At 68.2% G+C, this 14,150-nt stretch carries 12 protein-coding genes; 8 read left to right on the top strand and 4 right to left on the bottom strand.

Annotation, left to right across the window (positions count from 1 at the left end):
* The first annotated feature begins 18 nt into the window (after window positions 1-18).
* Both DFO65_RS10940 and DFO65_RS10935 read left to right on the top strand, forming a co-directional pair.
* On the top strand, window positions 19-1,035 hold the full coding sequence (locus DFO65_RS10940) for a sugar phosphate isomerase/epimerase family protein (RefSeq protein WP_181778701.1): 1,017 nt from the start codon (window positions 19-21) through the stop codon (window positions 1,033-1,035).
* A 22-nt stretch (window positions 1,036-1,057) separates the two neighbouring features.
* On the top strand, window positions 1,058-1,330 hold the full coding sequence (locus DFO65_RS10935) for a hypothetical protein (RefSeq protein ID WP_113904451.1): 273 nt from the start codon (window positions 1,058-1,060) through the stop codon (window positions 1,328-1,330).
* 242 nt (window positions 1,331-1,572) lie between these two features.
* Here DFO65_RS10935 and DFO65_RS10930 read toward each other — a convergent pair whose 3' ends face one another.
* Together DFO65_RS10930 and DFO65_RS10925 are read right to left on the bottom strand one after the other, a co-directional pair.
* A complete protein-coding gene (locus DFO65_RS10930) occupies window positions 1,573-3,354 on the bottom strand; it encodes an HNH endonuclease signature motif containing protein (protein ID WP_113904450.1) in 1,782 nt (593 codons plus the stop codon).
* On the bottom strand, window positions 3,351-3,797 hold the full coding sequence (locus DFO65_RS10925) for a hypothetical protein (protein WP_113904449.1): 447 nt from the start codon (window positions 3,795-3,797) through the stop codon (window positions 3,351-3,353). The genes DFO65_RS10930 and DFO65_RS10925 overlap by 4 nt, the downstream gene beginning before the upstream one ends.
* Before the next feature lie 282 nt (window positions 3,798-4,079).
* Between DFO65_RS10925 and DFO65_RS10920 the strand changes: the two genes are divergently transcribed.
* Together DFO65_RS10920 and DFO65_RS10915 are read left to right on the top strand one after the other, a co-directional pair.
* Entirely contained in the window at window positions 4,080-4,823 is a 744-nt protein-coding gene (locus tag DFO65_RS10920) for a M50 family metallopeptidase (RefSeq protein WP_113904490.1), read from the top strand.
* A 164-nt stretch (window positions 4,824-4,987) separates the two neighbouring features.
* Window positions 4,988-5,710 (top strand): HAD family hydrolase, encoded by a 723-nt coding sequence (locus DFO65_RS10915; RefSeq protein ID WP_113904489.1) that lies wholly within the window; start codon window positions 4,988-4,990, stop codon window positions 5,708-5,710.
* A gap of 244 nt (window positions 5,711-5,954) precedes the next feature.
* Here the strand turns inward: DFO65_RS10915 and DFO65_RS10910 are convergent, their stop codons facing one another.
* On the bottom strand, window positions 5,955-7,544 hold the full coding sequence (locus DFO65_RS10910; protein ID WP_113904448.1) for a nucleobase:cation symporter-2 family protein: 1,590 nt from the start codon (window positions 7,542-7,544) through the stop codon (window positions 5,955-5,957).
* A 438-nt stretch (window positions 7,545-7,982) separates the two neighbouring features.
* On the opposite strand from DFO65_RS10910, the gene DFO65_RS10905 reads away from it, so the two are divergent.
* Entirely contained in the window at window positions 7,983-9,356 is a 1,374-nt protein-coding gene (locus DFO65_RS10905; protein ID WP_113904447.1) for an 8-oxoguanine deaminase, read from the top strand.
* A 95-nt stretch (window positions 9,357-9,451) separates the two neighbouring features.
* On the opposite strand, the gene DFO65_RS10900 is transcribed toward DFO65_RS10905, so the two are convergent.
* A complete protein-coding gene (locus tag DFO65_RS10900; RefSeq protein ID WP_113904446.1) occupies window positions 9,452-10,168 on the bottom strand; it encodes a FadR/GntR family transcriptional regulator in 717 nt (238 codons plus the stop codon).
* Window positions 10,169-10,347: 179 nt separating this feature from the next.
* Here DFO65_RS10900 and eat point away from each other — a divergent pair, with 179 nt between their 5' ends.
* From eat to DFO65_RS10885, 3 genes are all read left to right on the top strand, one after another.
* Window positions 10,348-11,784, top strand: a complete 1,437-nt coding sequence (gene eat / locus DFO65_RS10895; RefSeq protein ID WP_113904445.1) for an ethanolamine permease — start codon at window positions 10,348-10,350, stop codon at window positions 11,782-11,784.
* Window positions 11,785-11,867: 83 nt separating this feature from the next.
* Window positions 11,868-13,286: a glutamine synthetase family protein gene (locus DFO65_RS10890; RefSeq protein ID WP_113904444.1), complete on the top strand. Its 1,419-nt coding sequence runs from the start codon at window positions 11,868-11,870 to the stop codon at window positions 13,284-13,286.
* Window positions 13,267-14,148 carry a gamma-glutamyl-gamma-aminobutyrate hydrolase family protein gene (locus DFO65_RS10885; RefSeq protein WP_113904443.1) on the top strand — a complete coding sequence of 294 codons (882 nt, stop codon included), beginning with the start codon at window positions 13,267-13,269 and terminating at the stop codon, window positions 14,146-14,148. The genes DFO65_RS10890 and DFO65_RS10885 overlap by 20 nt, the downstream gene beginning before the upstream one ends.
* Window positions 14,149-14,150 lie beyond the last annotated feature (2 nt).

The following is a 14,150-nucleotide window of genomic DNA, read 5'->3' as shown; positions in this document are numbered from 1 at the left end:
CCAGGCAAAGGAGCCGCCATGATGAGTGAGTCCTCGCATCCAGTCACCCTGTTCACCGGCCAGTGGGCCGACCTGCCCTTCGAGGAGGTTGCGCGCCTCGCGGCGTCATGGGGTTACGACGGACTCGAGATCGCCTGCTCGGGCGACCATCTCGATCTGCTGCGCGCCGATGAGGACCCCGACTATCTGCGCTCCCGTCTCGAGATCCTCGAACGGCACGGACTGGGGGTGTGGGCGATCTCCAACCACCTCGCGGGACAGGCCGTATGCGACGATCCGATCGACTTCCGCCACCAGGCGATCGTGCGCCCCTACGTCTGGGGCGACGGCGAGGCCGAAGGGGTCCGGCAGCGCGCCGCCGAGGACATGAAGCGCGCCGCGCGTGTCGCCAGGAAGCTCGGCGTCGACACCGTGGTCGGCTTCACCGGATCGAAGATCTGGCCCTATGTGGCGATGTTCCCACCGGTCCCCGGCGACGTGATCGAGGCCGGATACGAGGACTTCGCGCAGCGGTGGAATCCGATCCTCGACGTCTTCGACGATGAGGGCGTGCGTTTCGCGCACGAGGTGCACCCCTCCGAGATCGCCTACGACTACTGGACGACGGTGCGGACCCTCGAGGCCATCGACCATCGTCAGGCCTTCGGCATCAACTGGGATCCCAGCCATCTCCTCTGGCAGGGGGTTGACCCGATCGGCTTCATCACCGACTTCGCCGATCGCATCGCGCACGTCGACTGCAAGGACACCCGCCTGCGACCGCCTACCGGCCGCTCCGGAATCCTCGGTTCCCACCTGCCCTGGGGCGATCCGCGCCGCGGATGGGACTTCGTCTCCACCGGGCACGGGGACATGCACTGGGAGGACGCGTTCCGTGCCCTCGGCTCGGTCGGATATTCGGGTCCCATCTCCATCGAGTGGGAGGACGCGGGAATGGACCGGCTGCACGGCGCCGCCGAGGCGGTCGAGCGGATCCGTGAACTGCTGTGGAAGCGTCCCGACTCCTCATTCGACGAGGCCTTCAAGAACCAGTGATCGCGAACCGGGGAACGCAGACATGAATGAGGAAGTTCGACAGTGGCTCGCCGATACCGCGGACCCGCGGACGGAGATCGTCGCGGAGCTGTGCGAGATCACCGAACTCGTCGACGCCCGCGCCAGGGGTGAGATCAAATGGTCCGCGCCCAGCTATCGCATCACGGATCATTTTGCGACGACGGGTTTCGACCCTCGGGGCAGTTCGGTGCGACTGGTGCTCCATCGCGGTGTGCAGCCTCATCCGGACATGCCTCGACCGGACATCGACGACCCGGACGGGCTCCTTGATTAGAAGTCCCCTGACCGTGCCATCGTGGTTGTCGACAGTCGGGCCGATGTCGAGGCGAAGCGTGCCGGTCTGATCCTCATCCTTCGTCAGTGGGTGGACCAGACTCAGGAACCGAGGGTCTGACGACAAGCCTGTGTCCGTGCCGGTGGGCCGTCGGGGAGAAGCGATGCCGGGCGTTCGTACGCGGGTATGGCGGTGCTCGCTGCCCGATGTGGGCCCGGTGATCCGAACTCAGGCCCACGAGCTCAGAATGGGGGTGGTTCTCCGGAGTCCCAGTACCATTCCTTGGGCTCCGGGTTGAGGTCTCTGATGTCGGGGTACTCCGACCACGGGTTCGGTGGGCCTGCTGCCCACCCCGGGCGGCCCTCGGCCGGCGCAGGTCCTGGTCGCTCAGCTGAGATCCGGCGCTCGCCGCGATAGTGGAATCGGCCGACGATCTGTTGCCGGGGGATCTTGATGAACTCGTACTGCGGTCTGATCGGCGGGAATGCGGGGGCCGACTGCTGTTGGGAGTTCTCGACCTCTGAGTCTTCGTGGACTGAGATCCCAGCTTCTGAGTCGTCGCGTTCCGACTCAGACGCCGCCGGGAGGCCGAGGGCGGCGAAGAGGTGGGCTTGAGCGGCGTTGATGGGGTTGTCGGGGGCATGGACGATCACATTGGTGCCGTGTCGGAACACGTACTCAAGACACAGTGGTCCCGCGGAGCGGACGCTGAACTTCCGGTCGGTCTTCGCCTGATGATGAGCCTTGCAGAGGCAATGCAGATTGCCGAATCGTGTGAGGCCGCCGTTGCCGGGATCCTCATAATCGAAGGGTTCGATGTGGTCGATCTCGGTGTTCTCTGCCTTCCGGCTGCACCCTGGGATGGTGCAGGTGACCCACTGGGCGATCAGCGTTCGGCGCACGTCCCGGGGGATGGCGTAGGTGGAGGCCTTCGCATCGATCGGGGTGCCGGTGCCCGGATCGGTGAGGATCCTCGTCCAGGTGGAGGAATGAGAGGCGAGATCGCGAGCCATGTCGGCAGGGATCGGGGATCCATCGGGCAGGGTGCCTGGCAGGTCGGCGCGTCCGAGGAGTGTCAGCACGGGCACGGTGGCTGTGACGCGTGCCTGGGCGTCAAGCCACTGAGCGTGGGTCGGCATGGTCAGACGCACGTCATAGGAGATGTCCTCGCCGGGTTCGGCGTCGTGGTCGAGACCACGGACCTGGTCAGTCCGGCGCGGAAAGACGGAGCCGTTGGCAGTGGCGGATCCCGCCGCGGTGCCGAAGACGGCCGGGATGGCGTCGCCGCTCGAGCTGCCGGCACAGGAGCTGACCGTGTCGGACGTGCCGATGGTAGCTGTGCCTGCGCTGGCTGTGCCTGCGCTGGAGGCGGTGCCGTGGGCGGATCCCGAGCTGCCGCTGAGTCCGACGAGGTTGCCGACTGAGATGTCGGAGGTGCGAATGGCACCCGTGCTCGCATTGGTGCGGGTGACGGTCACGGTCACTTCGGGGCAGGTGCGGCTGAGGATGTCGTACATCAGAGCCGCGACCCCACGCGGGTCGTCGACCCTCTCATCGGGCTGGAGCTGGGTGCCGAACGCGCTGGTGTTTCCGGCGTGGATGGTCCGCGCGAAGGCCTCGACGCGGCGATAGCAGGCATAGAGCTCGGGCGCAGGTCCGGTCAGAGTGAGAAACCCGGTGCCATGGCCGTCGGAGTCGAAATCGACGCGACGACGCACGGACGTCCGTTCGATCGTCTCCGAGATGGGCTGGAGGGTGACGACTTTGAGGTGGAGACCCTTCTTGAAGGTCTCGAAGGTGGTGTCGGCGCGTCGAACGGCGAGGTAGTCGTCGACGGCGGCGAGGAGGGGGAGTGGGAGATCCTGGCAGGCGCGGGCGGCGATGGTCGCGTGCCCGATGGTGAACTCGCCCTGGAGGCACCGCTCAAGGAATCGGGGAAGACCATGAACGAGCGTGATCGCGGTGCGCACGAGACCATATGCCCGGGTGATGCTGGTGCCGGTGAGGGCGGCGAGTTCGCTCATGTCCTCAGACCGGGCGTGGTCGTGGACCAGGTGAAGACCGAGTGGGTCGGGCGATAGCCGGGGAACTTCGGCAGCTGCGGCTGAGGTGCCGGTGAATCGGAGGAGGCTGCCGTGTCAGGAGCGGGTGAGAGGATCGATTCCGAGGAGGCGGAAGACGAGTCCTCGACTGGTGCGGATTCGCGGATGCTGCGGTGGCAGTAGGGCTCGCCGGGGATGAAATCAATGGGGTTGAGGGCGGCGACGACTTCGGAGAGGAAGATGTTCGCGATGGCTGTCAGGGAGGCGAGCTGGGCCTGGTCGCTGGCGAGGAAGCAGCTGAGGGCGGACGCGAACGGAGAGTCGGGGTCGACCCGGAGAAGACGCCGGGATGCGGTGCGGGAATCCGGAGGTTCGTCGTCTGAGGGAGATGCTGCGCCGGTGTTCTCGGACCGCTTCACTGTCATCACCTCCTCGTGCTTCCTACTCTCATTATACCCGAACTAGAATAGAACGAATATAACGATAAAGTCACAAATGTCGCGGAAAGGAGCGTAATATACGGTTAAGGGTGAGGCTCATTCCCCTGTTGTGGAATGGTTCTTCCACATGCTGCTTGCGCCTTCGTTCGATGTGGCCCGGACGTCCTGCCCCGCAGCTGAAAGTCTCACTCAGGCTCGATTCCTAGACTGGACGCAGGTGAGCGTGATGCAGACCGGGACACAGTGGACGGATGACGGAAGGCGATGATGGACGCACAGCAGGGGCTTGCCACATGGTGGGATGCCATCACCGCCGGATTCACGCGGCAGAACGATCTCGAGCTCGGACTCGTCGATGCCCTCCTCGTCATCGGCCTCCCACTCGTCGTGACCGTGACTCCGGCGCTGTGGCGTTTCTTCGGGCTCTTCGTCACCTTCGTCCACGAGCTCGGGCATGCCTTCGCCGCGCTGATGACCGGCCGAGTGGTCAAGGGGATCTCGCTGAACTTCGACCACTCGGGGCAGATGAACTCCTTCGGCCGGGTCGGGTTCTCGGCGCACTGGTCCGGGTTCTGGGGATACCCGGCTCCCGGCGTCGTCGGCCTGGCGCTCATCGCCTCGGCGGTCACCGGCTGGGCACCCCTGGCGATGTCCGTCGGCGCCCTGATCCTGCTCGTCGCCCTCATCTTCATCCGGAACGTCGCCGGGATCGCGATCGCGCTGACGACCGCCGTCGCCGCCCAGCTGGTCGTCGTGTTCCTGCCCGCCGAATGGGTCACGGTCTTCGTCGCGGGATTGGGAACTGCCCTGGCCATCGGGTCGCTCAAGGATCTCGTCAAGGTCATCCGCGTCCACACCCGGCGCCGGAACGTCCAGCAGTCGGATGCCTACATCCTCAGCCAGGGCTCGAGCCTGCCCGCGGGAGCCTGGCTGACCCTCTTCGCGCTCGTCATCGGCGCCTGTGCGGTCGCCTCCGGGTATCTGCTCTACTCCTCTCTGTCCGCCGGCTGATCCGGCGGCAAGTCCTCGGGTCGAGCTCGAATGGCGACCTCAGCGTCCAGCGAGCGGTCCGCTGCGAGTTCAGCGCACCGGTGCCGACGGTCACGAACCGCGATGACGCGGCGTTCGGCCACCCGCGTACTCGGCCCCGATCGTTCGAATGGGAGAATGCCTACATGACGCTGAGCCCCAAGTTCGCTGCCGTGCTGTTCGACTGTGACGGCGTCCTCGTCGACTCCGAGAAGATCACCAACGAGGTCCTGCGCGTCATGCTCGGGGAGATGGGATGGCACCTGTCGCGGGAGGAATGCGTCGCGCGGTTCGTCGGGCGGATGCTCAGGGACGAGGCCGATGTCATCGAAGCCCACACCGGGCAGCGGATCGACGAGGAGTGGCTGATGGAGTTCCGCCGGCGGCGGAACGTCGAGATCGCCGATTCCCTCGAGGCGATCCCCGGTGTCGTCGAGGCGGTGCGCACGCTCGACGAGGTCTACCCCGGGCGCCTGGCCTGCGCGTCGAGCGCGGACCGCCCCAAGATCACGATGCAGCTGCAGAAGATCGGCCTCTTCGACGTGTTCGAGGGCAGGATCTTCTCCGGAGTCGAACTCGACCGGGGCAAACCGGCCCCGGACGTCTACCTCGCGGCGGCCGCGGCCCTCGGCGTCGACCCGGCCGAATCCGCGGTCGTCGAGGACTCGCCTCCCGGCGTCGAGGCCGGACGGGCCGCCGGCGCCCACGTGCTGGGATTCTGCCCGGCCTCCCCGGTCCACCAGAGCCCCGAGCTGCTGCTCGGGCTCGGCGCCGACGAGACCTTCACCGACATGACGGAACTGCCCGGACTGCTCACGACGCGCGACCGACTCGACGCCCACGAGAACAGCGTCGCGACCTCCCGCTGACCCGACGAGAGCCGGACGGCGCGAGCGGTCGGCCGCCGAGCGGTCGAGCAACGCGGCAGACATGACAGTGCGGCGGACATGACAGCGCGGTCCCCACCCTCTCAGGGGCAGGGGCCGCGCTGCTGTCTCGAGACCGGGACACCCGCCTCGGCGAGGACCCGGAAACCGGGACGCCCGCCTCGGGGAGGACCCGGAGTCCGGGCACCGCCTCGGCGAGGGACTCAGGGATCCACGAGGCCGGCGATCAGGGCTTGTCGCATTCCTTGATCACTCGCTCGAGATCCTCGCGGGTCTTGACCTCGCCGTTCTTGAGCTTCTCGGCGACGATCTGGTGCTGGGCGGCGGTGACGACCGGCACCTCCTCGCCGTTGCAGTCGTAGATCTTCCCGTCGCGGATGGTGTCGCCCTCGGCGAGGATGGCCTCGTCGTTGATCAGGCGCTTGAGGTCCTCGTCCTTGATCACGCGGTTGGTGCCGGCGACGAAGACCGAGCGGTCCGAGCGGTCCTTGCCCTTGGCCCCGATGTGGTTGAACAGGAGGTTGAGGAGGACGGCCATGATCGCGGCCGACGAGATTCCCGAGTGGAGGATGATGCCGACCCAGGTCGGGAACGAGTTGTAGAAGTCGGGCTCGACGACGGGGATGATGCCGAAGGCCAGGGACACGGCCACGATGACCATGTTCATGTTGCCCTCGTACTGGACCTTGGCCAGCGTGCGGACGCCCGAGGCCGCGACCGATCCGAAGAGCACGATGCCCGCACCGCCGAGGACCGGCGTCGGAACCGCAGCGACGAGACCGCCGACGACCGGCAGCAGGCCGAGGACGACGAGGATGAAGCCGCCGGCGGTGACGACGTACCGCGACTTCACTCCGGTGATGGCGACGAGGCCGACGTTCTGGGCGAAGGCCGACTGGGTGAAGGAGTTGAAGACCGGTGCGATCGCCGATGACAGCATGTCCGCGCGCAGGCCGTCGGCGATGCGCTTCTTGTCGACCTTGGTGTCGACGATCTCGCCGACCGCGATGATGTCGGCGGTGGTCTCCGTCATCGTCACAATGATGACGATGAACATCGAGATCACGGCGGCGACGGAGACGGTGGGCCAGCCGAATGCGAAGGGCTCGGGAACGGCGAAGTAGCCGCGGTCGGCGATGTTCGAGAAGTCCGCCCAGCCGAACATCGCGCAGACGGCGGTGCCGATGACGATCGAGAGGAGGATCGACAGGCGCGAGATGACGGCATAGCCGACCCGGCTGAGCAGGAGGACGACGACGAGGGTGGCGACGGCGATGAGGACGTTGCGGAGGCTGCCGAAGTCCTCGGCCTCACGGTTGCCGCCCATGGCCCAGCCGGCGGCGACCGGCATGAGCGAGAGCCCGATGGTCGTGATCACGGTGCCCGTGACGACCGGTGGGAAGAAGCGGACGATCATCGCGAAGAACGGAGCGATGATCAGGCCCATCACCGAGGCGACGATGACCGAGCCGAAGATCCCCTGGAGGCCCTCGCCGCCGGCGAGGATGGCCGTCATCGTTGCGACGCCGGCGAAGGAGACGCCCTGGACGAGGGGGAGCTGGGAGCCGAAGAACGGCACGCCCCACGACTGGAGGATGGTCGCCAGGCCGCCCATGAACAGGCAGGAGGCGATGAGGAGGCTGATGTCCCCCGGGTTGAGACCGGCAGCGGTGCCGATGATGAGCGGGACGGCGATGATGCCGCCGTACATGGTGAGCACGTGCTGGAAGCCATAGGCGATGAGGGTGCCGAGGGGAAGCTTCTCATCTTCCGGGCGGACCGTCTTCGTGACTTCCGACTGCTTTGATACCGACATTGTTCTCTCCGTTGAGTTGATCTCCGCGCTGCGGGCCTGTGGTCTCTCGGCCGGTGGGCCGATCGACCGGTACGTCGCGAGTCGCGCGAATCGGTGCTGGTATTTCGGTGCGGGGGGCGGACTGGGGCCGCCAGAACTTCCATGATGCGAAAAATGTTTTCCTTATCGCAAGATGCTAGGCGAATATCGACAACGCCGCAAGTCGAATTCGTGATCCCTGCCACGTGGTGGGCGTCACTGGCGTGCCGGGCGTCACATGATAGGATCACGACTCGTCGGCCCTGCGGACCATTCTAGTTCCGAGCGCAGTCCTCCGGACCGACCGGCGGAGCAGCAGACGCCGGGAAACCTGAGCTGGTGGCGATCCGCCCCGGCCGGTGTCGCCATTTCGGCGGTCGATGCGGCATCGACCGCGGCACCTGAGGAAAGAGGCGACACATGTCCACTGTCTGGCTGCGCGATCCCCTGGCCGTCCACCTCGGACGCGACCGAGACCCCCGAGACGCGGGCGGTGGGATCGTCATCGACACCGCGGCGGGAACCATCGTCGAGCTCGTGCCCACCGGCGCCGCGCCGGCGCAGGGGCGGGAGTCCGTCGACGAGATCGTCGATGCGAGCGAGCACGTCATCACTCCCGGGCTCGTCAACACGCACCACCACTTCTACCAGACGCTGACCCGGGCCTGGGCGCCCGTGGCCGACAAACCGCTCTTCGACTGGCTCATCACCCTCTATCCCGTCTGGGCCCGGCTGACCCCGAAGGCGCTCGAGCTCGCGACCACCGTGGCGATGGCCGAACTGCTCGAGACCGGCTGCACGACCGCCGCGGACCACCACTACCTGTTCCCCACGGGAATGGACGAGGCGATCGACGTCCAGGTCGACGTCGTCCGCCGGCTCGGCATGCGCGCGCTGCTCACCCGCGGCTCGATGTCGCTGGGCGTCGACGACGGGGGACTCCCGCCGCAGAGCACGGTCCAGGATCCCGAGGTGATCCTCGAGGACTCGCGCCGCCTCGTCGGGGCGTACCACGAACGCGGAGAGGGTGCGCAGGTGCAGATCGGGCTGGCTCCGTGCTCGCCGTTCTCCGTGACCACCGATCTCATGAGCGAGTCCGCGGTGCTCGCGGAGGAGCTCGACGTCCGGCTCCACACCCACCTCGCCGAGACCCTCGACGAGGAGCGGTTCTGCCTGGAGCGGTTCGGGCTGCGCACCGTCGACTACCTCGAATCCGTCGGCTGGCTCGGCGAGCGGACGTGGATCGCCCACGGGATCCACTTCGACACCGAGGAGATCGCCCGCCTCGGCGCGGCCGGAGTCTCCGTGGCTCATTGCCCGACCTCGAACATGCGTCTGGCCTCCGGGATCGCCCGCGCCGTCGAGCTCGAGGACGCCGGCGTCCACGTCGGCCTCGGTGTCGACGGCTCCGCCTCGAACGACGCCTCCAATCTCATCCGGGAGGTGCGTCAGGCCCTCTATCTCCAGCGTCTGCGCTACGGATCAGCCGAGGTCACCTGTGCCCGGGTCCTCGACTGGGCGACCGGCGGGTCCGCGGCGGCGCTCGGCCGCGCCGACATCGGGCGCATCGAGGTCGGCAGGCAGGCGGACCTGGCGATGTTCCGCCTCGAGGGCCTCGCGTTCTCCGGCTCCCACGATCCGATCCCGGCCCTCGTCCTGTGCGGGGCGGAGAAGGCCGATCGGGTGATGGTCGGCGGGGCCTGGCGGGTGCTCGACGGCCACGTCGTCGGCCTCGACAAGGAGGCGCTCATCGCCGCCCACCGGGAGGAGGCGCGCGCCCTCGTCGCGGGCTGAGGCCCCCGGCGCCGAGGTGGTCCGGCCTGGCCGTGATCCGACCGGTCGTGGGTCCGGCCGTGGTCCGGAGCGGGCGAGGACCGACCCGCTTCGGCTCAGGTGTCCGTCTGGTCCCGGTCCTCGAGGAATCCGCGCAGGAGCTCCTCCGTGCCGTCGGCGTGCTGAGCGGCGAGCACCTCGGCGGTGTCCGGGTCACCGGCGAGGATCGCCTCCATGAGGCGATGGTGCTGGGCGCATGCATGGGTGATGTTCGTGTGGATGAAGGGGATCCGATCAAGGTAGGCGTTGACCCGGTCGCGGGTCGCGGCGGCGGCCCGGACCAGGGAGGGGATCCCGGTGAGCTCGGCGATGCAGAGGTGGAACCGGGAGTCGAGCGCCCGGAAGTGCTCGGCGCCGGTGCTGTCGCGCTCGGCGGCGCACGCGGCCTCGGCCGTGCGCAGCCGGGAGCGCTCCTCGGGACCGAGCTCGCGCTCGGCGGTGATCCGCGCGGCCGCGCATTCGAGGATCCGGCGGAACGCGAGCGCATCGCGCAGGTCGGCGGGGTCGACTCCGGCATCCGCCTCGGCCGAGGGCAGTGCGGTGACGAAGGTGCCCCCGTAGCGTCCGCGGCGGACCTCGACGATCCCCGCGGTGTGGAGCTCGGCGAGCGCCTGGCGCAGGGTCGCGCGGGAGACGCCGAGGTCGGCGGCGAGCTCGCGCTCGGCGGGAAGCTTGTCGCCGACGAGGTACTGGCCGAGGCGGATCGCGCGCAGGAGCTGGGCGATCGTCTGCTCGAAGACGTTGTTCCCACGCCTGGGCCTCGGCTGGGTCACCTGCCGCCCCCTCTCTCATGCTTGACACCCAATGCTATCCGGATTACATTCGACTCAGTTCAATGGTCTGAAAACATTCCAATGATGGAATGGGCACGCGGCGGAGCACGCCGCGGGGACCGGGACACTGGCAGGACGCAGTCGAACCATTCGAATCAGCAACGACGTTGAGGGCGGATATGAGCCGGAACATCGAATACGGTCACGTGGCCGAGAACTACCTGGAGAAGCGACAGCTGAAGAAGGGGGCCGCCGGCTGGATCCTGCTCGCCGGCCTCGGCGTCGCCTACGTCATCTCGGGCGACTTCTCGGGGTGGAACCTGGGCCTGGCGGAAGGCGGGTGGGGCGGACTCCTCATCGCCTTCCTCCTCATGGGACTGATGTACGTATGCATGGTCTTCGGACTCGCGGAGCTGTCCTCGACGCTGCCCACCGCGGGGGCCGGCTACGGCTTCGCCCGCCGGGCGCTGGGCCCGCTGGGCGGCTTCGCCACCGGGATGGCGATCCTCATCGAGTACACGATGGCCCCGGCGGCGATCTCGACCTTCATCGCCGGCTACGTCCAGGCCCTGGGCATCCTGCCCGAGTCGGTGCCCGCGTGGACGATCTACCTCGTCGCCTACGCGATCTTCATCGGCATCCACCTGTGGGGCGTCGGCGAGGCGCTGCGCCTCATGTTCGCGATCACCGCGGTCGCCGTCATCGCCCTCATCGTCTTCGTCGTCGCCGCCGTCCCCCACTTCGACGCCGCGAACCTGTTCGACATCGCCCCGACCGAGGCGGCCGGTTCGAGCACCTTCCTGCCCAAGGGCATCAGCGGGCTGCTGGCCTCCCTCGTCTTCGGGATCTGGTTCTTCCTCGCCGTCGAGGGCGTTCCGCTGGCCGCCGAGGAGTCGGCGGATCCCCAGCGGGACATGCCGCGCGGGATCATCACGGCGATGGCGATCCTCGTCGTCTTCGGCGCCCTCATGCTCATCCTCGTCCCCGGAGTGGCCGGAGCGGGCGCGATGGGCGAATCCGACAACCCCCTGCCCGAGGCGCTGCGCCAGGCATACGGGGAGAGCTCGGCGCTCGCGACCTTCGTCAACTGGGCCGGGCTCGCCGGCCTCGTCGCGAGCTTCTTCTCGATCATCTTCGCCTACTCCCGGCAGCTCTTCGCCCTGTCCCGGGCCGGCTACCTGCCCAAGTGGATGTCGCTGACCGGCAGCCGCCGCACCCCCGTGCTCGCTCTCATCGTTCCCGGCACGATCGGCTTCGTCCTCGCGATCCTCGTCGACGGCAACGGCGGGATCCTGCTCAACGTCGCGGTCTTCGGGGCCACGGTCTCCTATGTCCTCCTCAACCTCTCCCACATCCGCCTGCGGATCAAGGAACCGGACCTGCCGCGCGGCTACCGCACCCCGGGCGGCATCGTCACCACCTCGATCGCCCTCGTGCTCGCCTCGGTGGCCGTGGTCGCGACCTTCTTCGTCGACATCGCCGCCGCCGCGATCGCCGCCGGGGTGTTCCTCGTCGCGCTCGCCTACTTCTGGTTCTACTCCCGCCACCACCTCGTCGCGAGCGCGCCGGAGGAGGAGTTCGCCCAGATCCAGGCCGCCGAGGAGGAGCTCAAGTGACCACCGGAAGTCCCGTCCCGCACGCCGGTGCACTGCACGCCACCGCCCACCGACCAGCACACCCCCGAACAGAGGACCACCGCATGAGAGAAGCATCAGTGCCGACGACGCCGACCTCGGCGCAGCGGACGAGCACGGGATCGATCCAGGCACCGCCGTTGAGCATCGACGACCTGCGCGACCTCGTCGCCGCCGGAACCGTCGATACCGTCGTCGTCGCCGTCACCGACGCCCAGGGCCGGCTGCAGGGGAAGCGGCTGGGCGCCCAGTTCTTCCTCGACGAGTCGATGGGCCACGGCTCCGAGTGCTGCAACTACCTGCTCGCCGTCGACGTCGAGATGAACACCGTCGCCGGCTACGAGATGTCCTCGTGGGAGACCGGCTACGGCGACATGGTGATGAAGCCGGATCTGGCCACCCTGCGCCTCATCCCCTGGCAGCCGGGCACCGCGATGGTCAACTGCGACATCCTCTGGACCACCGGCGAGGAGGTCGCCGTCTCCCCCCGGCAGATCCTCAAGCGACAGCTGCACCGCCTCGGCGAGCACGGGCTGGCCGCGTACGCCGGGACCGAGCTCGAGTTCATCGTCTTCGACACCACCTACGAGGAGGCCTTCTCCTCCGGGTACACTCGGCTGACCCCGTCGAACCAGTACAACGTCGACTACTCGCTGCTCGGCACCGCCCGGGTCGAACCGCTGCTGCGCGACGTCCGCAACTCCATGGCCGGCGCGGGACTCTACGTCGAAGGGGCGAAGGGGGAGTGCAACTTCGGCCAGCACGAGATCACCTTCAAGTACCAGTCCGCGCTCAAGGCCTGCGACGACCACGCGGTGTACAAGAACGGGGCGAAGGAGATCGCGGCCCAGCACGGCAAGTCGATCACCTTCATGGCCAAGTACGACCAGAAGGAGGGCTCCTCCTGCCACATCCACCTCAGCTTCCGGTCCGCGGACGGGCAGATGGTCATGGCCGGCGACGGGGAGCACGGGTTCTCCCCGCTCATGGAGCACTTCATCGCCGGTCAGCTCGCGTGCATCGAGGACTTCACGTACTTCTTCGCCCCGAACATCAACTCCTACAAGCGCTTCGTCGAAGGCTCCTTCGCGCCCACCGCCGTGGCCTGGGGCTCCGACAACCGCTCGTGCGCCTTCCGGGTGGTGGGCTCCGGGCCATCCCTGCGCGTCGAGTGCCGGGTGGGAGGCGCCGACCTCAACCCCTACCTCGCCACCGCCGCCCTGATCGCGGCGGGACTGCACGGGATCGAGAACAAACTCGAGATGCCGGCGATCACCGCGGGCAACGCCTACGCCTCGGACGCCGCGCGGCTGCCGACGACGCTCGCCGCGGCCCGTGACCGCCTGGCCGCCTCCGAGGTCGCGAAGGCAGCGTTCGGCGAGGACGTGATCAGGCACTACGTCCACGCCGCGGACGTCGAGCTGCAGGCCTTCAACGCCGCCGTCACCGATTGGGAGAGGGTCCGTGGCTTCGAACGACTCTGAGACCGCCGGCACCCCCGTCGCTACGAGGGGGCGCACGAGGCCTGCCGGAGGCTCAAGGCAGCCTGCCGCCACCGGTGCCCCCGTCATCGCCATCAGCTGCTACCAGCAGCAGGCGGCGTGGGGCGTGTGGGACGCCGAGGCGGCGCTCATCCCCGCCGACTACGTGCGGATGGTCAGCGCCTGTGGAGGGATCCCGGTGCTGCTGCCCCCGCACGGGCAGGCGCCTGCGGTCCTCGACCGCGTCGACGGCCTCATCCTCGCCGGCGGCGCCGACGTCGACCCCGGCGCCTACGACAGCCCGGCGCATCCGAGCACGGTCTCCCAGCCGTACCGCGACGCCTCGGAGCTCATGCTCCTCGAGGCCGCGCGGGACCGGCGCCTGCCCGTGCTCGGGATCTGCCGCGGCATGCAGGTCATCAACGTCTTCGCCGGCGGAACCCTCCACCAGCACCTGCCCGAGGCGATCGGGCACTCGGACTACCAGCCCGCCCCCGGCGTCTACGGCGAGGTCGAGGTGTCCACGGTGCCCGGCACCCTCGCCGAGGCGGTCCTCGGCCCCCGGCTCACGGCTCCCTGCTACCACCACCAGGGAATCGAGCGCCTCGGCGCCGAGCTCCGGGCCTCCGGACACAATCGAGAGGGGCTCATCGAGATCCTCGAACCGGAGACCGTCGAGGACTGGTGGATGCTCGGCGTGCAGTGGCACCCCGAGCACCACGCCGAGGACGAACGCGTGGTCCAGGCCCTCGTCACCGCCGCCCGCGGCTTCCGCCCCGACACACCGGCGCGAAGGGGCCGCCCCGACACCGCGGGCAGCAGCCACCCCGACACCCCCGCGCGAAACACCCCACCCCATGAATGAGG

It is taken from the genome of Brevibacterium sanguinis, assembly GCF_003315415.1.
In the GTDB taxonomy this organism is placed as follows: domain Bacteria; phylum Actinomycetota; class Actinomycetes; order Actinomycetales; family Brevibacteriaceae; genus Brevibacterium; species Brevibacterium celere_A.
This window is presented reverse-complemented; position numbering and strand designations above follow the sequence as displayed.